Annotated in this window: 15 protein-coding genes; 7 read left to right on the top strand and 8 right to left on the bottom strand. The window is 72.4% G+C overall.

The genetic code is table 11. The annotated features are described in order from the left end of the window. Positions 1 to 33 precede the first annotated feature (33 nt). Entirely contained in the window at positions 34 to 456 is a 423-nt protein-coding gene (locus BIV01_RS18630) for a hypothetical protein (protein WP_071303807.1), read from the bottom strand. Positions 457 to 716: 260 nt separating this feature from the next. On the opposite strand from BIV01_RS18630, the gene BIV01_RS18625 reads away from it, so the two are divergent. Then, positions 717 to 965 carry a WhiB family transcriptional regulator gene (locus tag BIV01_RS18625; protein WP_022904217.1) on the top strand — a complete coding sequence of 83 codons (249 nt, stop codon included), beginning with the start codon at positions 717 to 719 and terminating at the stop codon, positions 963 to 965. A gap of 869 nt (positions 966 to 1,834) precedes the next feature. Here the strand turns inward: BIV01_RS18625 and BIV01_RS18620 are convergent. Continuing rightward, a complete protein-coding gene (locus BIV01_RS18620) occupies positions 1,835 to 3,343 on the bottom strand; it encodes a sensor histidine kinase (RefSeq protein ID WP_070418508.1) in 1,509 nt (502 codons plus the stop codon). A 117-nt stretch (positions 3,344 to 3,460) separates the two neighbouring features. Here BIV01_RS18620 and BIV01_RS18615 point away from each other — a divergent pair, with 117 nt between their 5' ends. Continuing rightward, positions 3,461 to 3,874, top strand: a complete 414-nt coding sequence (locus BIV01_RS18615; protein ID WP_083414148.1) for an Rv3235 family protein — start codon at positions 3,461 to 3,463, stop codon at positions 3,872 to 3,874. A 78-nt stretch (positions 3,875 to 3,952) separates the two neighbouring features. Here the strand turns inward: BIV01_RS18615 and secA are convergent, their stop codons facing one another. The 6 genes from secA to mtrA all read right to left on the bottom strand — a co-directional run bounded on the left by secA (position 3,953) and on the right by mtrA (position 12,634). Further along, complete coding sequence (gene secA / locus BIV01_RS18610) at positions 3,953 to 6,733, bottom strand: preprotein translocase subunit SecA (protein WP_071294918.1); 2,781 nt, start codon at positions 6,731 to 6,733, stop codon at positions 3,953 to 3,955. A 158-nt stretch (positions 6,734 to 6,891) separates the two neighbouring features. Then, positions 6,892 to 7,599: a ribosome hibernation-promoting factor, HPF/YfiA family gene (hpf, locus tag BIV01_RS18605; RefSeq protein ID WP_070418505.1), complete on the bottom strand. Its 708-nt coding sequence runs from the start codon at positions 7,597 to 7,599 to the stop codon at positions 6,892 to 6,894. A 184-nt stretch (positions 7,600 to 7,783) separates the two neighbouring features. Next, entirely contained in the window at positions 7,784 to 8,494 is a 711-nt protein-coding gene (locus BIV01_RS18600; protein WP_071303806.1) for a ComF family protein, read from the bottom strand. Between the two features lie 95 nt (positions 8,495 to 8,589). Continuing rightward, entirely contained in the window at positions 8,590 to 10,272 is a 1,683-nt protein-coding gene (locus tag BIV01_RS18595; protein ID WP_071303805.1) for a GerMN domain-containing protein, read from the bottom strand. Next, a complete protein-coding gene (gene mtrB, locus BIV01_RS18590) occupies positions 10,272 to 11,954 on the bottom strand; it encodes an MtrAB system histidine kinase MtrB (protein ID WP_254791888.1) in 1,683 nt (560 codons plus the stop codon). The genes BIV01_RS18595 and mtrB overlap by 1 nt, the downstream gene beginning before the upstream one ends. Before the next feature lie 5 nt (positions 11,955 to 11,959). Next, entirely contained in the window at positions 11,960 to 12,634 is a 675-nt protein-coding gene (gene mtrA, locus BIV01_RS18585) for an MtrAB system response regulator MtrA (RefSeq protein WP_070418502.1), read from the bottom strand. 148 nt (positions 12,635 to 12,782) lie between these two features. Here mtrA and BIV01_RS18580 point away from each other — a divergent pair, with 148 nt between their 5' ends. Genes BIV01_RS18580 through BIV01_RS18560 form a run of 5 tightly spaced genes read left to right on the top strand, consistent with a single transcriptional unit; the run spans position 12,783 to position 18,481 of the window. Next, the gene (locus BIV01_RS18580) at positions 12,783 to 14,261 is read left to right on the top strand and encodes a glycerophosphoryl diester phosphodiesterase membrane domain-containing protein (RefSeq protein WP_175473782.1); all 1,479 of its coding nucleotides are present in this window, start codon (positions 12,783 to 12,785) and stop codon (positions 14,259 to 14,261) included. Continuing rightward, on the top strand, positions 14,258 to 14,896 hold the full coding sequence (locus BIV01_RS18575) for a DUF4129 domain-containing protein (protein WP_071303803.1): 639 nt from the start codon (positions 14,258 to 14,260) through the stop codon (positions 14,894 to 14,896). The genes BIV01_RS18580 and BIV01_RS18575 overlap by 4 nt, the downstream gene beginning before the upstream one ends. Further along, on the top strand, positions 14,893 to 16,137 hold the full coding sequence (locus tag BIV01_RS18570) for a DUF4350 domain-containing protein (protein ID WP_071303802.1): 1,245 nt from the start codon (positions 14,893 to 14,895) through the stop codon (positions 16,135 to 16,137). The genes BIV01_RS18575 and BIV01_RS18570 overlap by 4 nt, the downstream gene beginning before the upstream one ends. After that, a complete protein-coding gene (locus BIV01_RS18565) occupies positions 16,134 to 17,129 on the top strand; it encodes an AAA family ATPase (protein ID WP_441294383.1) in 996 nt (331 codons plus the stop codon). The genes BIV01_RS18570 and BIV01_RS18565 overlap by 4 nt, the downstream gene beginning before the upstream one ends. After that, positions 17,129 to 18,481: a DUF58 domain-containing protein gene (locus BIV01_RS18560; protein ID WP_071303801.1), complete on the top strand. Its 1,353-nt coding sequence runs from the start codon at positions 17,129 to 17,131 to the stop codon at positions 18,479 to 18,481. The genes BIV01_RS18565 and BIV01_RS18560 overlap by 1 nt, the downstream gene beginning before the upstream one ends. Positions 18,482 to 18,484: the final 3 nt, after the last annotated feature.

The raw sequence follows: 18,484 nt of genomic DNA, 5'->3' as shown, positions 1-18,484 counted from the left end.
GCACCGCGCCTCCAGTCCGTGGATCGGGACCGTCTACTCGACCGGTCGGGCGAGCGCGTCCGTCACCGGTCGCGACAGCACCAGCGTGATGCCCAGCAGCGCGGGGATGAGCAGGAACCAGCCGACGGCGGGCACGCGGAAGACGCCCTGGAACGCCCCGATCGCGAGCGCACCCTGCAGCACCTGCCAGACGATGATCCCGGACCGCACCCACGGACTACGGTTGCGGAGGCCGATGAACAGGGAGCCGAGCCAGAGCGCCGCGATGGCCGCGAGGACCGTCAGCGCGATCCCGGACGCGATGCTCGTGGCCGGCGCGACGATGAGTTCGACGATGAGGACGATCGTCACGACGACGAGGGCGGCGAACTCGAGTCCGACGACGACGAGGAGCGCCAGGAGGGCAGGCGACCGCCGCTCGACGTGGTCGGGCTCGGTCGGGGTGGTGTCGGGCACAGCATTCCTCCAGCGTCGGAACCCTTGATTTGGCCCTACCAGTATGGAACGATATTCGAGGTCGTTTGGACGGCACGATGTGGTGTGCGTCTCCCGTGGTTCGACGCTCCTCCCCCGAGCGTTCTGCGGGCGTCAGACTCGCTTCCAGCGGACTCCTCCCCCACGGGTGTCCCCTCGTGCCTCGCGCATGCTCAGCGTTCCGATCCCCGAACCACGGCCCCGGCCTGCCGTTCGAGCATCGATTTCAAGGAGCACCACACATGGACTGGCGTGACCAGGCAGCCTGCCTCACCGCGGACCCCGAGCTCTTCTTCCCCGTCGGGAACACCGGACCGGCCGTCGATCAGATCGAGAAGGCCAAGTCGGTCTGCGCTCGCTGCACGGTCACCGAGATGTGCCTGCAGTACGCCCTCGAGAACAACCAGGACTCCGGTGTCTGGGGTGGCCTGAGCGAGGACGAGCGCCGCGCGCTGAAGCGTCGCGCCGCCCGCGCTCGCCGCGCTTCCTGACCCGGCGCCTGCTGCGCGCCTGACGCCCGCCGCCCCCTCGGGGCCGGCGGGCGTCGTCGTGCGCGGGGCGCGGCTGCGCCGCGCGCGGGGGCGGCTGCGCCGCGCCGCGCCGCGCCTCCAGGCGGTTGCGCATGCCTGCGCACAACGGAAAGCACGCGGCGCCGCGCGATCGCGCGGTTCGGACGCACTTCCGTTGTGCGGCCGCCCTCTGCGCATGCCGCCGCGGCGAACCACGGAACCGACGTCGAACCAGGGCCCGACGGCGGTTCGACGTCGGGAACGTGGTTCGACGCGGGCCTGGCGGGCGCACGCCGCGCCTCCAGGCGGTTGCGCGTGCCTCCGCACAACGGAAAGCACGCGACGCCGCGCCTCCAGGCAGTTGCGTGTGCCTGCGCACAACGGAAAGCACGCGACGCCGCGGCATCGCGCGGTTCGGACGCACTTTCGTTGTGCGGCCGCCCGCTGCGGCTGCGGTTGCGGCGGGCGCGCCGGCGCGCGCGCCGCGCGGCGAACCACGGAATCGACGTCGAACCAGGGCCGGACGGTGGTTCGACGTCGGGAACGTGGTTCGATACGGCACTGGCGGGCGCACGCCGCGCCTCCAGGCGGCTGCGCGTGCTTCCACACAACGGAAGGCAGGCGACGCCGCGGCATCGCGCGGTTCGGGCGCGCTTTCGTTGTGCGGCCGCGCGCCGCGGCGTGCGCGCCGGCGCGCGCCGCGCGACGAACCACGGAACCGACGTCGAACCAGGGCCGGACGGTGGTTCGACGTCGGGAACGTGGTTCGATGCGGCCCTGGCGGGCGCACGGCGCCTTCAGGCGGTTGCGCGGGACGCCGCGGCGGGCCCGCGGCGCGGGCGCGGAGCGCGCTACGCGGCGCCCGGGGTCGCCGTCAGCCAGCGGAACGGGATCGTGATGGTCACCTCGGTGCCGCTGCCGGTCAGGGTGTGCCAGTCGATGGTGCCGCCGAGCTCGCCCTGGATCAGCGTCCGGACGATCTGTGTCCCGAGGCCCGACCCGACCTTGCCCTCGGGCAGGCCCCGCCCGTTGTCGCGGACCTGGATGTCGAGGTGGTCGTCGAAGCGCTCCGCCACGATCTCGACCTCGCCGTCGCGGCCGTCCAGCCCGTGCTCGACGGCGTTCGTGACGAGCTCGGTGAGCCCGAGCGCGAGCGGGGTCGCGGCCTCGGAGGGCAACACCCCGAACTCCCCGGTCTTCTTCGGGCGGACGGTCGTGTTGTGCGACGCCGCGACCTCGGTCACGAGCTTCAGCACGGAGTCGAAGACCTCGTCGAAGTCGACGTTCTGGCTGAGGCCGGTCGACAGGGTGTCGTGCACGACGGCGATCGCGGCCACGCGGCGCATCGCGTTCTGCAGCGACGTCCGGGCCTCGTCCGAGTGAGTGCGGCGCGCCTGGATGCGCAGGAGCGACGCCACGGTCTGCAGGTTGTTCTTCACGCGGTGGTGGATCTCGCGGATCGTCGCGTCCTTGGTGATGAGCTCGCGCTCCTGGTGCCGCAGCTCGGTGACGTCGCGGCAGAGGACGATCGCACCGATCCGCTCGCCGTGGTCGCGGAGCGGGATCGACCGCAGCGAGACCGTGACGCCCTTCGACTCGACGTCGGCGCGCCACGGGGCACGGCCGGTGACGACCAGGGGCAGCGACTCGTCGACGTCGAGCTGCGCACCGATGAGCTCGGTCGTGACCTCGGCGAGGGACTTCCGCTCGAGCTCGCCCTCGAAGCCCATCCGGTTGAAGGCGCTGAGGCCGTTCGGGCTGGCGAACGTGACGATCCCGTTCGTGTCGAGGCGGAGCAGGCCGTCGCTGGCGCGCGGTGCACCGCGTCGGGGCCCGGCCGGCGCACCGATGTCGGGGAAGTCACCCGTGGCGATCATGCCGAACAGGTCGTTCGCGCTCGCGGTGAAGTTGAGCTCCTGGCGGCTCGGGGTGCGCATCTCGTCCTGGTTCGAGTGCCGCGTCACGACCGCGATCGGGCGCTCGGTCGTCTCGGCGCTGTTCGCGCTCAGCCGCCGGAGCACCGGGATCGCCCGGACGCGCGTCGGGGTGTCCTCGTACCAGTCCGGCTCGGCGGAGTCGACGACCTTCGCGCCGACGAAGCTCTCGGTGACCTGTTCGCGCCACTCCTCGCGGATCTCCTGCCCGACGATGTCACGGTAGAAGAGCGTCGCCGCGGAACTCGGGCGAGCGTGCGCCACCGCCACGAACGAGCCGTCCTCGGCGGTCGGGACCCAGAGGACCATGTCCGCGAAGGACAGGTCGGCGAGCAGCTGCCAGTCCCCGACGAGCAGGTGGAGCCACTCCACGTCGGCTTCGGAGGAACGGCCTTGTGCGAGGACGAGGTCACTGAGGGTCGACACCCGCCCAGTCTAGGTGCGCACCACTGTGGACAACTCCGCTCTCTCCACAGGCACGATGACAGTCATATTTCTCATGTTGTACTCGCTCTACGCTCAGCCCCGACGAAAGGGGCAGGGGTGGCCGAGGAAGCACGCCGGATCGATGACGCAGAGCCGATGGGGGACGTCCCGCGACTCAGCGCGGTACCGCCACCGACCGACGTCGAGGACACCGCTCGCGCGCTCGGCCTCTGCGTCGCCGAGATCCTGACGGGGTCACGCGAGGTCGACAGCATCGCCCGGTGGATCACGGACGAGGTGCACCGGCACCTGCAGCAGCGGGCGGCGGTGGCGGCGCGGGCCCGGCAGCTCGGCAGCCGGTCGCGCGGACGGGCGCTGCTCCGGGTCGGAAGCGTGATCGTGTGCCGCCCGGCCGACGGGGTCGCCGAGGCGACGGTCGTCGTGCACACGCGCAGTCACGCCCGTGCGGTCGCGATGCGCCTGGAAAAACGGCAGGGTCGCTGGCGCGCGACGGCCGTCGGGGTCTTGTGACGCCCGTGACGTGACCGGAAGACGGACAGGAGGAGCGGTGCCAGCCGGCACCGCGCCTCCTGTCTGGACGTGGTCGCGTCAGCCCTTCTTGGCGGCCTGACGACGCTCGGCACGGTTGCCCGCGGCAGCCTGGCCGGACGCGGTCGCGGCGTTGCCGAACGCGGAGCCCTGCTCCGGCCCGGCGGCCGCCTCGGCCTCGGCCTGCGCCTTCTGCGCTCGCGCGGTCGCGGCCTGCTCGAGGCGACCGCGCTCGTCGCGGACCTCGACCTCGCCATCGATCGACGGAGCGGAGTACTCGAGACCGGAGACCTCGTCCTCACCGAGGCCCTTGGCCTCGATCACGGCGTTCTCGCCGTCGGACTGGACCTGCACCTCGAGGTTGAAGAGGTAGCCGACCGACTCTTCGCGGATCTGGCCCATCATGCTCTGGAAGAGCGCGTAGCCCTCGCGCTGGTACTCGACCAGCGGGTCGCGCTGTGCCATCGCACGGAGGCCGATGCCGTCCTTGAGGTAGTCCATCTCGTAGAGGTGGTCGCGCCAGCGGCGGTCGATCACCGAGAGGACGACGCGGCGCTCGAGCTCACGCATGGCCTCGTCGCCGAGGAGTTCCTCGCGCTGCTGGTAGGCGAGCTTGGCGTCGGAGAGGATCTCGCGGCCGAGGAACTCGCGCGAGGCCTTGCCCTTCGAGCCCGCCTCGGTGATGACCTCGTCGATGGAGATCGAGATCGGGTACAGGGTCCCGAGCTCGGTCCACATGGCGTCGAGGTCCCAGTCGTCCGCGTTGCCCTCGGCGGTGTGGGAGTCGATCACGTCGTCGACGACGCTCTTGAGGAACGACTGCGCACGGTCGTGGATGTCGTCGCCCTCGAGGATGTGGCGGCGGTCGCTGTAGATCGCTTCGCGCTGGCGGTTGAGGACGTCGTCGTACTTCAGGACGTTCTTGCGGATCTCGGCGTTGCGGCCCTCGACCTGCGCCTGGGCCGACCGGATCGCACGGCCGACGAGCTTGTTCTCGATCGCGAGGTCGTCCGGGACGTTCGAGCGGCCCATCAGGCTCTCGGCGGCACCGGAGTTGAACAGGCGCATGAGGTCGTCGGTGAGCGACAGGTAGAAGCGGCTCTCGCCGGGGTCACCCTGACGGCCGGAACGACCGCGCAGCTGGTTGTCGATGCGACGGGACTCGTGGCGCTCGGTGCCGAGGACGTAGAGACCGCCGACCTCGCGCACCTTGTCGGCCTCGTCCTTGATCTCAGCCTTGACGCGGTCGAACACGTCGTCCCACGCGGCCTCGTACTCTTCCGGCGTCTCCGTCGGGGACAAGCCCTTGGCGTGCATCTCCTGCACGGCGAGGAACTCCGAGTTGCCGCCGAGCATGATGTCGGTACCGCGACCGGCCATGTTCGTCGCGACCGTCACGGCGCCGAGTCGACCGGCCTGGGCGACAATCGCGGCCTCACGCGCGTGGTTCTTCGCGTTGAGGACCTCGTGCTTGACGCCCTTCTTCGCGAGGAGCTTCGACAGGTACTCGGACTTCTCGACGCTCGTGGTGCCGACGAGGACCGGCTGGCCCTTCTCGTGGCGCTCGGCGATGTCCTCGGCGACCTGCTCGAACTTCGCCTTCTCGTTCTTGTAGACGAGGTCGGTCTGGTCGATGCGCTGCATCGGCTTGTTCGTCGGGATCGGGACCACGCCGAGCTTGTACGTCGACATGAACTCGGCGGCCTCGGTCTCGGCCGTACCCGTCATGCCGGACAGCTTCTGGTAGAGGCGGAAGTAGTTCTGCAGCGTGACCGTGGCGAGGGTCTGGTTCTCGGCCTTGACCTCGACCTTCTCCTTCGCCTCGATCGCCTGGTGGATGCCCTCGTTGTAGCGGCGGCCCATCAGGATGCGGCCGGTGTGCTCGTCGACGATGAGCACCTCGCCGTTCATCACGACGTAGTCCTTGTCCCGCTTGAAGAGGGCGACGGCCTTGATCGAGTTGTTCAGGAACGAGATGAGCGGGGTGTTCGCCGACTCGTACAGGTTGTCGATGCCGAGGTAGTCCTCGACCTTCTCGATGCCGGGCTCGAGCACGCCGACGGTGCGCTTCTTCTCGTCGACCTCGTAGTCCTCGCCCGGGGTGAGGCGGGTCGCGATCGACGCGAACTCGGTGAACCAGCGGTTGGCCTCGCCCGAGGACGGACCGGAGATGATGAGCGGCGTGCGGGCCTCGTCGATGAGGATCGAGTCGACCTCGTCCACGATCGCGAAGAAGTGGCCGCGCTGCACCATGTCGGATGCCTGCCACGCCATGTTGTCGCGGAGGTAGTCGAAGCCGAACTCGTTGTTCGTGCCGTAGGTGATGTCGGCGGCGTACTGCTCGCGACGCTCGGCCGGGGACTGGTTCGCGATGATGCAGCCGGTCGTCATGCCGAGCGCACGGAACACGCGGCCCATGAGCTCGGACTGGTACGACGCGAGGAAGTCGTTGACGGTGATGACGTGCACGCCGCGCGACGGGATGGCGTTGAGGTACGCGGCCGTCGTGGCGACGAGGGTCTTGCCTTCACCGGTCTTCATCTCGGCGATGTTGCCGAGGTGCAGCGCGGCACCGCCCATGAGCTGCACGTCGAAGTGCCGCATGCCGAGGGTGCGCTTCGCTGCTTCCCGCACGGCGGCGAACGCCTCGGGCAGCAGGTCGTCGAGGGTCTCGCCGTTCGCGTAGCGCTCGCGGAGCTCCTTGGTCTCGTCCTGGAGTTCCTCGTCGGTGAGGCTCGCGAAGTCGTCCTCGAGGTCGTTGATGGCCGAGGCGTACGCCTTCAGCCGTCGGAGGGTGCGTCCTTCGCCGATGCGGAGGACCTTCTCCAGCACGTTTGCCACGTGAGCTCCTTACGAGATCGTCACGCGCGACCTGCGCGATGCGAACAGCCAGTCATGCTAGCAACCCGTCGACTCCGGCCGCTGTGAACAGCGCGGGTGTGCGCGGCCCGCGAACGGTCCGCGCACACCCGGGTTCGGTCTGCCGTACTGAGCGATCGTCAGGCGATCGCGACCGCCGGCTCGGACTCCGACGCCGCTGCCGGAGCGTGCTCGGTGGACGGGTCGTCGATGCCGATCACGCCGTAGTCCCAGCCCTTGCGGCGGTAGACCACGCTCGGCCGGTGCGTCTCCGCGTCGACGAACAGGTAGAAGTCGTGCCCGACGAGCTCCATGAAGTACAGGGCGTCGTCGACCGTCATGGGACCGGCTTCGAAGACCTTGTGCCGGATCACGACGGGGCTGTAGACCTCGTTCTCGTCGTCCTCGGCGTTCGCGTCGACCACCGGGACGGCACCCGTCGCGACGTCCTCGATGAGCTTGCCGTCGGCCGGGACGACACCCATGCGCTCGAACGCGGTGCCGGACGCCTCGGACACGGAGGTCGGACGGTGGCGGCCGCGGTGCACCTTGCGGCGGTCGCGTGCTCGGCGGAGTCGTTCCATGATCCGGGCGAAGGCCAGATCGAAGGCGGCGTACTTGTCCGACGCGGCGGACTCCGCCCGTACGAGGGGGCCGGGGCCGATCAATGTCAGCTCGACGCGGTCCTCGCCCTGGGAACCGCCCGATTTCTCGTTGTGGCGGCTGATGCGCACCTCGAATGCGAGGGCGCGGTCGGCGAGCACGTCGATCTTCTCGGACTTCTGTTCGACGTAGGTGCGGAATCGGTCGGTGACCCCGATGTTCCGGCCCGTGATCGTCACGTCCATGTGGCGGCTCCCATCCAGACTCAGCGCGTCGCCTCCATCCGGCGATCCTGAACGCCTTGCCGCGAGGCTAGACCCGGTGGCGCTCCGGCGTCACGTGATGTCGGTGAGTCGCCAGGACACCCACCGGACACACAGTGGCCACCGAGCGTTCACCGATGCGCCGAGGGCTCCGGACGGGCGCACCTCAGTCGTCGACGCTCGCGACGGCGACGCACCGCACGACCCGACCACCGGCGGCACGCACGGCGCGCACGGCCTCTGCCATCGTGACGCCGGTGGTGACGACGTCGTCCACCACGACGACGGCTCGACCGGCAACGCCCGTGACCGAGAGGGTGCCGACCGTCGCGGCCACCCGTTCCACCGCGCTGCGTTCCTTCTGCCCACCGCGCACTGCGCCGACGCCGGCACCTGCACCGGCACCGACGCCGGCGCGGCGCCGCACCAGCCCTCCTGCCCGCACCCGCGACATCGCCCGCGACCGCCGCACTCCCCCGCGCGCCGCCAGCAGCACGACGGGGTCGAACCCCCGCCGCCGAGCACCCTGCCGCGACGGCGGTACCCGCAGCAGTACGGCCCCGGGACCGGCGTCGGCGAGCGCCGCCCGCACGAGCCCACCGAACCGGGCGCCGAGGGGCCGAGCGAGGTCCACCCGCCCGCGCAGCTTGAGCTCGAGGAGCATCGTCCGCACGAGTCCCGTGTACTCGAACGCCGCGTCCAGCCGGACCCCGGCGACGAGACGCACCCGGCGGGGCATCGCGTCGAGCGCGTGTCGGCACGCGGCGCAGAGTGCCCGGTCGGGCCGGCCGCACCCGACGCAGTCCACCGGCAGGAAGAGCCCGAGCACCGCGACGGCCGCGTGGAGCCACGGCCGCAGCCTGTCCCGTGTCGTCATGCCGACGATCCTGACCGCCACCCACCACCTGGCGGGGGCCGATCCGTGGGGCTGGGGACGCGCCTCCTGGACCGCCGCCCTGTGGAGGAGCGACCTCAGCGCTGCACGCCGAGCACGTCCGCGCTGATCCCGGTCGTGACCCAGCCACCGCCGGTCGACTGCAGGACCGACCCGTCGGACATCCGCAGGAGCATCGAGCCGCCGCTCCCACCGACGATCTCGGTCGCCCGGCCGTCGGGCTTCGGCAGGGTGCTCGACTGCCCACCGATCGTGGAGCGGACGACGTCCGGGCCGGAGGACGTCTGCCCGACCGAGGCGACGTCGGAGTCGCTGATCCAGGCGGCGCCGACGGCGTTGCCCGTGGCGGCCTGCACGCGCACCGGGGAGCCGAGTGCGGTCGGTGTGCGGTCGGCGCCGCGGACGATGGCCATCACGTACAGGCTCGGTCCGTCGTTCGTCTGGATGAGTGCGAGGGCCCTGGTCGAGTCGCGCGAGACCTGGAACGACACGAGGTCGCCGGCCGGGAGCGTCGTGTTCACCGCGTGCGGATCGCCGCCGAGGCCGTAGGCCGTGACCCGGCGGGTGTTCTTCTCGGACGCGACCCAGACGAAGCCGAGGTCGTCGACGGACGGCGGGACCAGGCCGTCGGTCGCGTCGATGCGCAGGTGCGAGCGTCCGCGCACGACCGTCACGCCGTCGCCGTTCCCGACGACCGCAGCGGTACCGGACGCGGACAGCGCGAACGAGGACGGACCGAGGTCGCCGATCTCCGCGCCCATGCCGTTGCCGAGCGGTGCGATCTTCCCGCCGCCGAGGGCCGAGTAGCCCACGGTGCCGTCCTGGTCGACGAGCGGGCGGGCATCGACGTCGGGGTTCTGCTGCGCGTCGGACCCGCTGCCGTCGGGGACGGCGAAGGTCGTGCCCTCGGCCGTGATGTCGACGGAGGACACCGTGGCGACCGAGGCGAGCGACTTGCTCAGCTGCTCGCGCATCCGGATCCGGTCCTGACTGCTGGCGCGCAGGGCGTCGCTGGACAGGTCGACGAGGGCGGTCCCGCTCTGGATCGTGACCGCGTTCAGGGAGAGCTGCGTGCCCTCGGGGAAGGCGGTGACCACGGCCCCCTTGAGCCAGCTCGCGGGTCCGGCGAGCAGCGCGCTCGCGATGCGGGTGCTCGTCGACGACCGGGCGAGGAACCAGCGCTCGTCGGGCACGAGGAACTTGTACGTCGGGTCGTAGAAGTAGAGCGCGTGCTGCTGGAACACCGACTCGAAGTTCACCGGCGACAGGATGATGCCGTCGGGGGCGTAGGCGATGCGCCACTCGCCGTCCTCGCGGGTGAACTGGAACGTCAGCGTGGACGAGGTCGGTCGGACCGCCTGCGTGTACTCGCCGTCGGCGTCCACCGAGGCGCTCGCGGTGAGGGTGTAGGTCAGCTCGCGTTCGCCGACCCGCTCGATCGCCGGGTTGCCGGGCTGGATCGTCACCGAGCGCCGGGGGTTCCACTTCGTCGAGAAGTTCGAGGCGAGGAACTCCCGGGCCACGGCGTAGTCGTCCGCCGCACCGGTGCCGGCCGCGATGAAGCCGCGGAGGATCGTCGTCTGGTCGGCGCCGGGCACGGGCTTGCCGGGCCGGTAGTCGACGCCGGACACCGACTGGTCCTTGATCACGCCGCCGGAGCGCACCGCGCCGTCGGTGGGGATCGCGGCGCAGGCGGACACGGCGACGATCGTCAACGCGGCGAGCGCCGTGGCGACCAGGGTGCGGAAGCGGGTGCGCATCAGTCGTCCTCCCTGACGGCGCGGGGGCCGTCGTACGACTCGTCGAGGTCCGGCAGCGGGATCGCCGAGGTCGTCACGGTGACGCGGTCGTTGCGCGGCAGCGTGAGCACGAAGGTGGAGCCCTCGCCGGGGCGGGACCACACGTCGATGCGGCCGCCGTGCAGGTTCGCGTCGCCGAGCGAGATCGCGAGTCCGAGGCCGGTCCCGCCGATCGTCCGCTTGCGGCTCGGGTCGGCGCGCCAGAACCGGTCGAACACGCGGGCGGCGTCCTCCGGCGGCATGCCGACGCCCTGGTCGCGGACGGCGATCGCGACCGAGCGGGCGTCGCTGTCGACGACGACCTGCACGGGCTTCGCGTCGCCGTGCTCGATCGCGTTGCCGACGAGGTTGCGGAGCACGCGGCGGATGCGCTTCGCGTCGAGCTGCATGGTGGTGTGCCCGCCGGGTGTGGCGAGCTGCAGGTCGATGCCGGCCCGTTCGGCGAGCGGCCGGAACTCGTCGACGATGTCGGTCGCCAGGGCCGCGGGGATGACGGGCTCGGGATCGAGGTGCACCGCCTGCGCGTCGAACCGCGAGATCTCGAGGAGGTCGGCGAGCAGGAGCTCGAACCGCTCCACCTGGGCGTGCAGGAGCTCGGCGGACCGACCGACCGACGGCTCGAAGGCGTGACGGGAGTCGAACAGCATGTCGCCGGCGAGCCGGATGGTCGTCAGCGGGGTCCGGAGCTCGTGGGAGACGTCGGAGACGAACCGCTGCTGCACGCGGGAGAGCTCGGCGAGCTGGGTGATCTGCCGGCTCACCGCGTCGGCCATGCCGTTGAAGCTGCGGGCGAGGGTGGCGATGTCGTCGTTGCCCCGCACCGGGATGCGTTCGTCGAGCCGGCCGGCGGCGATCTTCCGGCTCGTCTCGGCCGCACCCCGGATCGGCACGACCACGAGCCGGACGACGAGCGAGGTCACGAGGGCGATGAGCACCATGAGCGCGACACCGCCGATCGAGAGCGTCTGCGAGACGAAGTCGAGGGTCTGCTGGGCGTCCGACAGGTCGTAGACGAGGTACAGCTCGTACTGACCGGCACTCGGGATCTGCAGCGTCGACCCGACGGCGAGGCCGGGCTGGTGGCGGCCGTCGTCGTCGAGGCGCACGGGCTGCAGGCTGAGCGTGCCGGTGTTCTTGCCGACCTGCTTCCGGAGGGCGTCGGTGATCACGGCGTCCGGGAAGCCCTGACTCGCGACGTTCTGCACCGTCTGCGGCCCGGGCTGGTCGGGACTCCGCTCGATGGCGATGCTCGTGCCGCCGGGGCTCGTGGTGTTCGACAGGATCGCCTGCTGCGCCTCGCTCTGCAGGGTCTCGAGCTCGCTCTGGTTGTTGTCCTCGCCCGCGGTGGCCGCGTCGAAGATGCCCTGCGCGACGATCGTCGCGCGTGCCGACTCGGCCTCGATCTGGTCGCGGCGCTGCGAGTAGACGTTGTTCGAGATGCTGATCATGACGGCCGTGCCGATGATCGCGACCGCGAGGCCGGTGGTCATCACCGTGATCGCCACCGACCGGAACATCAGGGACCGGCGCCACACGTACGCCGCGGCCCGCCAGCCACGCCGGACCCACCGTCGAAGGCGACGGCCGGCACGGGCGAGCCTGCCCTGCACGGCGACGCCGCCGGTCGACGCTGCGGACGGCACGGTGCTCAGGCTCCTCCGGCCCGGTACCCGACGCCGCGCACCGTGGTGACGATCTTCGGGTTGTCGGGGTCGTGCTCGATCTTCGCGCGGAGGCGCTGCACGTGGACGTTCACCAGGCGGGTGTCCGCCTTGTAGTGGTAGCCCCAGACCTGTTCGAGCAGCATCTCCCGGGTGAACACCTGGTTCGGCTTCTCGGACAGCGCCCGCAGCAGGTCGAACTCGAGCGGGGTCAGCGCGATGACGGCGTCGCCCCGACGGACCTCGTGCCCGGCGACGTCGACGGTGAGGTCGCCGACGTGCAGCACCGTCGCGTCGGCGGCCGTCGGGCGGAGCCGGGTGCGGATGCGGGCGACGAGCTCCTTCGGGTTGAAGGGCTTCACGACGTAGTCGTCGGCGCCGTTCTCGAGCCCTGCGACGACGTCGGACGTGTCGCCCTTGGCCGTGAGCATGATGATCGGCGTGCCGCTCTCGGCGCGGATGCGCTTGCAGACCTCGATGCCGTCGATGCCCGGGAGCATCACGTCGAGCAGCACCAGGTCGGGCTTCGTCCCGTGGAACGCGTCGATGGCGTCGTTGCCGTCGGCGCTGAACTCGGGTTCGTAGCCCTCGGAGCGGAGGACGATGCCGATCATCTCGGCGAGGGCCTGGTCGTCGTCGACGACGAGGATGCGCGGTGTCATGTGATGGGGACTCCGTGTGACGTGCAGCGGTACCCGGTCGGCACCTGACCACTCACGATAGCCGAGGCCCCGTGCGACGGCGTTTTCCGACAGGATGGGTGTCGACCGCGCCTTCCGCGTGCTCGGTCGGGACCACGAGGGGGCGGCGATGTCCGATTGGCAGGTACCGGGGGCGCCCGGCGGTCCGCAGGACGGTCGGGGCAACGGCCCAGGAGGCTCGGCGCGGCCCCCGGGGCAGCAGCCGTCCGCCCCGTGGCCGGGCCGGTCCGGTGGTCCGTCCGCCGGTGGACCGTACGGCAGCGGGCCTTCCGCCGGTGGGCCGGGTCGGCCGCCGGGGCCGCCTCCGGCCGGGTCGCGGCCGGTCATCCCGCTGCGACCGCTCGGGCTCGGTGACGTCCTGAGCGGCGCCTTCACCGTGTTCCGCCGCAACGCGCGGGTGCTGCTGCTCTGGAGCGTGCTCCTCAGCGGGGTCCTCGGGCTGCTCTCCACCATCGCGAGTGCGTTCGGCCAGCGTGCGATCCAGTCCCGCATGCTCTCGGCGGTCGACGGCGACGTGGACGGCCAGACGTCGATCCTCGCCGGATCGGTGACGCTCTGGCTGGTGCTGTCGATCGGGCTCCCGTTCCTCGCCTACCTCGGGCGCGGCTTCCTCGTCGCCCCGGTCGCCGCGGACACCGGACAACGCATCCTCGGACGGCGCGCCACCTTCCGCGGGCTCTGGGCGCTCCTCGCCGGACGACGCTGGTCGGTGGTCGCCTGGATCCTCCTGCAGCTCGCAGCCGGTGCCGTCCTCGGGGTCGTCTTCGTGCTCGTGCTGGTCGGCGCAGCCGCCGGGCTCTCCGGCAACGGGTCGGGCATCGGCGGCTTCCTGCTCACCTTCTTCGTGCTCGGCCTCGGTTTCACGGTCGTGCTCGTCTGGCTCGGGACGAAGTTCGCGTTCACCGTGCCGACCATCGCGCTCGAGGGACGCCCCGTGTTCCAGGCCGCGGCGCAGTCGTGGCGGCTCACCCGCGGAGCCTTCTGGCGCACCTTCGGCATCATCCTGCTCGTGCAGGTGATGTTCGGCTTCGCGGTGTCGATCGCCTCGGTCCCACTCACGATCGGTGCGACGCTCGTCGGCGGCACGTTCGACCCCCTCGGGCAGACCGATGCGGGGTCGGGAGCCGGGGTCGGCGGGCTCGTGGCGATCGTCGTGGGGAGCCTGCTCGGGATCGCGGTGCAGTGCATCACCGACGTGCTGTCCGCGTCCGTCGTGACCTTCCTGGCGATCGACCGCCGCATCCGGACCGAGGCGCTCGACCAGCGGATCGCGTCGCACCTCGAGACCGGGCAGCCGCGAGACCCGTTCGCGCCGTCGCCGCGGGTGGACAGGCCGGCGTGGCCGGGGCAGGGGCAGGGGTGGCCGGGGCAGGGGTGGCCGGGCTCCGGTCCGGGGCCGCAGCAGCCGTGGCCGGGGCAGCCCTGGCCCGGGGCCGGTCCGGGTCCGCAGCAGCCGTGGCAGGGCCAGCCATGGCCGGGGCAGCCGTGGTCGGGGCAGCCGGGAGCGGGCGGCCAGCAGCCGGGCGGCCCGACGCCGCCGCAGTGGGGCGGCGAACCCGGACGGTACCCGCCGGACGGCCGCGCATGACGATCGACCCCGACGACGCACGACGGCTCCTCGAACGCGAGCTCGAGCGGTCGGAGTACGACGGTGCCCACGTGACGTGGTGGGACCGTGCCTCGCGCGCGGTCCTCGACTGGCTCGGCTCGCTCCGCGCGGACGGCCTCGGCTCCCCCGCGGTCGCGCACACCCTGCTCTGGACGGCCGTCGTCGTGCTCGTCGCGGTGGTCGTCCTCGTGGTCGTCGCCCGCGGACTCCCCCGGCGTCGCGCTCGGCTCGCGGACGGGCAGGTCGGCGGGGTGTTCGACGACGACGACCTGCGTCCCGCCGGTGCCATCGCCGAGGACGCCCGAGCAGCCCTGCGCGCGGGTGACTGGTCCCGCGCCGTGCTCGACGGGTACCGTGCCCTCGCCCGTGGGCTCGGGGAGCGCGACCTCGTCCCCGACGTCCCCGGTGCCACCGCGCGTGCCATCGCCGGCCGGGCGGGCGTGGTCTTCCCGGCCGAGGCCGCTCGGCTCGAGCGCGCCGCGGCCACCTTCGACGAGGTGCGGTACCTCGGCGCCGACGCGACCGAGCGGACCGCCCGCGACGTCCTGGACACCGAGCACGCGGTCCGGACGGCACGCCCGGCGCGGACGACGACCCCGGCGGTCCCCGCGTGACCGCGACCTCCACCCCGTCCGCACCGTCGGGAGCAGCCTCGACCTCGACCTCGCCGCGCCGTGCCGGCCGTGGGCTCCGCGTCGGCTTCTGGGTCGCCATCGTCCTGGTCGGCACCGTGCTCGCCGTGCTCACGGCCGTCGTCGGACGGACCGGTCCCGGGCAGGCGCCGCTCGACCCGACCTCCGCGACGGCGAGCGGCGCGAAGGCACTCGTGCGGGTGCTCGAGCAGCAGGGCACCGACGTCCGGATCGTCGACCGCGCCGACCGGATCGGGGACGGCACCGTGTTCGTCGACGACGAGCAGGGCGTCCTCGACCGAGGCGTCGCGCGGCGGATCGCTCGGCAGGCGGACCACGTCGTCCTCGTGTCGTCGACCCCCGCGACGCTCGAGGCGTTCGGGCTCGACGTCGAGCCGGTCACGCAGGTCGGCGGGGACGACACCGTGTCCACCGCCTCGTGCGCGATCCCGGCCGCTGCCGGGGCCGAGCGTGTCACCCTCGGCGGCACCGGGTACGCCGTGCCGGACGGCGGCCGGGCCCCCACCGGCACCGACCTCTGCGCACCGTCCGGCTCGGGCGGCGACCGGGCCTACGGCCTCGTCCGGACGGCGACCCCGGCCGGTGACGTCACGCTCGTCGGGACCACGGCGGCGTTCCGGAACGACACGATCACCACTGCCGGCAACGCCGCCCTCGCCCTCGGCCTGCTCGGCGACGACGCGACGCTCACCTGGTACACGCCGACCCCCGGCACGGCGGACGCGGCACCGACCCTCGGGTCGCTCGCACCGCCGTGGGTGCCGAGCGCACTCGTGCTGCTCGGACTCGTCGCCGTCGCCGCCGCGGTCTGGCGCGGCCGCCGGCTGGGCCCGCTCGTGGTCGAGCGGATGCCGGTCGTCGTCCGTGCCGCCGAGACCACCGAGGGCCGTGCCCGGCTCGCCGCACGCACCGGCGACCGGACCCACGCGCTCGACACGCTCCGGATCGCGGCTCTCCGCCGCACGGCACGCCGGCTCGGGCTCCCCCGGTCGGCCCACGTCGACGAGGTCGTCCGGGCCGCGGCACGCGCCACCGGGATCCCCGACCGGCGCGTCGGGGCGGTCCTCGTCGGCGGCCCGGCCACCGACGACCGGGCCCTCACCGCCGGGGCAGCGGCGCTCGACGACCTCGAGCGTGCCGTCCTCGCCGCGACCACCGGCGCCCAGCAGACCGACCGAGACCACCGAGGAGCACGACCGTGACCGATCCGTCCACCACCCAGACCCCGCAGGCGACCCCCGCTGGTGATCCGTTGCGCGACGTGTTCGGACGGCTGCGCGCCGAGGTCGGCAAGGCCGTCGTCGGGCAGGAGGGCGCCGTCTCCGGGATGATCGTCGGCATCCTCTCGCAGGGGCACGTCCTGCTCGAGGGCGTCCCCGGCGTGGCGAAGACCCTGCTGGTCCGGAGCCTCGCCGCCGCGATGTCGCTCGACACGAAGCGGATCCAGTTCACGCCGGACCTGATGCCCGGCGACGTCACCGGCTCGCTCGTGTACGACGCCTCGACGGGCACCTTCCCGTTCCGCGAGGGACCGGTGTTCACGAACGTGCTCCTCGCCGACGAGGTGAACCGGACGCCGCCGAAGACCCAGTCCGCACTCCTCGAGGCCATGGAGGAACGCCAGGTCAGCGTCGACGGCGACGCCCGGGTGCTGCCTGATCCCTTCTTCGTCGCGGCGACGATGAACCCGATCGAGTTCGAGGGCACGTACACGCTCCCGGAGGCCCAGCTCGACCGCTTCCTCATGAAGCTCACGCTCGACGTCCCGCCGCGGGACGTCGAGTGGCAGGTGCTCCGTCGGCACGCGGACGGCTTCGTGCCGCGGGACGTCCGGTCGGCCGGGATCGCACCGGTCCTCGGGGTCGACGAGGTCCTCGCCGCACAGCGCGCGGTCCGCGGGGTCGGGGCGCGGGACGACGTCCTCGCGTACATCGTCGACCTCGCCCGCGCGACCCGGCAGGCGCCGTCCGTCCGGGTCGGGGTCAGTCCCCGCGGTGCGACCGCCCTGCTCGCTGCCGCGAAGGCCTGGGCCTGGCTCACCGGGTACGACGCGATCACGCCGGACCACGTCCAGGCCATGCTCCTGCCGGTGTGGCGGCACCGGCTGCGGGTGGCCGCCGACGCCGAGCTCGAGGGCGTCGGTGCCGACGGGGTGCTGCAGCAGGTGCTCGAGCAGGTCCGGGTGCCGATCTAGTGGCGATCTCCGGCCGGTTCGTCGCACTCCTCGCCGTCGCGATCGTGCCCACCGTGCTGCTCGGCACGGGATGGGCGGGTGCGGCCTGGGCGAGCGTGGTCGTGCTGGCGGCCCTGCTCGACGTGCTGCTCGCCGCCGACCTCACCGCCGTGCGGGTCGAGCGGCGGATGACCCGGCTCGCCCGCCGGGACACCACCGCCGACGGCACCCTCGTGCTCGCCAACGACGGCCGCCGGACGCTCCGCGGTGTGGTGCGCGACATGTGGGAGCCGTCCGCCGGGCAGGCTCCGCGCCGCATCGACCTGCAGGTGCCTGCCGGGGAGCGACGGACCGCGCGCGTGCGGTTCGCCCCGTTCCGTCGCGGCCGCCGGGCCTCCGCGGGCGTCGCCGTGCGCGCGTTCGGGCCGCTCGGGCTCGCCGCACGCCAACGCGTCCTCGTGGCGCCCGCCGAGCTGGTCGTCACGCCACCGTTCCGGTCGCGTCGGCACCTGCCCTCGCGGCTCGCGCGGTTGCGGGAACTCGACGGCGAGACCACCCTCCAACTGCGGGGCCACGGCACCGAGTTCGACTCGCTGCGGGACTACGTGCGCGGCGACGACGTCCGGTCGATCGACTGGCGTGCGACCGCCCGCCGCCAGGACCTCGTGGTGCGCACCTGGCGTCCGGAGCGGGACCGTCGGGTGATCGTCGTCGTCGACGCCGGGCGTGCCGGTGCCGGACGGGTCGACGACGAACCGCGGCTCGACACGTTCATCGAGTCCGCGCTGCTCCTCGGCGCACTCGCGGCGGCCGCGGGCGACCGGGTGGACCTCGCCGTCCTGGACGACGCCGTCCGGGGTCGCGTGCACGGTGCCACGCGCACCGACGTCGTGCAGCGGTTCGGGGAGACGCTCGCGCTCGCGGAACCCGGGATCGCGGCCACCGACTGGTCGGCGGTGCCCGTGCTCGTCGACTCGATCACCACCTCCAGGGCCCTCGTGGTGCTCGTGTCGAGCCTCGACTCGGTCGGCGCGTCGGGTGACCTGCTCGCCGTGCTCCCCCGCCTGACGCGGCGGCACGCGGTCGTCGTCACCAGTGTGACGGACCCGGCCGTCGAGCGGATGGCGAGCGGGGCGGTGGGCCCGGCGGTCTCGGGACCGGGGCGGCGGGGCGGACGCGTGCCGTCCCTCCAGGGCCGTGCCGAGCGCGACGTGTACCGAGGCGCTGCCGCCGAACGCACGCTCCTCGATGCCGACGGCGTGGCGGACGTGGCGCGCCGCGCCGGGGCCGAGGTCGTCCGGGCCGCACCCGAGCAGGTGCCGCCCCTCGTCGCGGATGCGTACATCCGCGCGAAGGCGACCGGGCGGCTCTAGGCG

The sequence above is a fragment of the Curtobacterium sp. MCBA15_013 genome (assembly GCF_001865095.1).
Classification (GTDB): Bacteria; Actinomycetota; Actinomycetes; order Actinomycetales; family Microbacteriaceae; genus Curtobacterium.
The sequence above is the reverse complement of the archived record's forward strand: the minus strand, read 5'-3'. Positions and strand labels throughout refer to the sequence as shown.

Bases quoted from the DNA above. Each gene is read 5' to 3' on its own strand.
- BIV01_RS18625 (WP_022904217.1), top strand. From the start codon at position 717: ATGGACTGGCGTGACCAGGCAGCCTGCCTCACCGCGGACCCCGAGCTC.
- hpf (WP_070418505.1), bottom strand. From the start codon at position 7,599: ATGGACGTGACGATCACGGGCCGGAACATCGGGGTCACCGACCGATTC.
- BIV01_RS18600 (WP_071303806.1), bottom strand. From the start codon at position 8,494: ATGACGACACGGGACAGGCTGCGGCCGTGGCTCCACGCGGCCGTCGCG.
- BIV01_RS18595 (WP_071303805.1), bottom strand. From the start codon at position 10,272: ATGCGCACCCGCTTCCGCACCCTGGTCGCCACGGCGCTCGCCGCGTTG.
- mtrA (WP_070418502.1), bottom strand. From the start codon at position 12,634: ATGACACCGCGCATCCTCGTCGTCGACGACGACCAGGCCCTCGCCGAG.
- BIV01_RS18580 (WP_175473782.1), top strand. From the start codon at position 12,783: ATGTCCGATTGGCAGGTACCGGGGGCGCCCGGCGGTCCGCAGGACGGT.
- BIV01_RS18575 (WP_071303803.1), top strand. From the start codon at position 14,258: ATGACGATCGACCCCGACGACGCACGACGGCTCCTCGAACGCGAGCTC.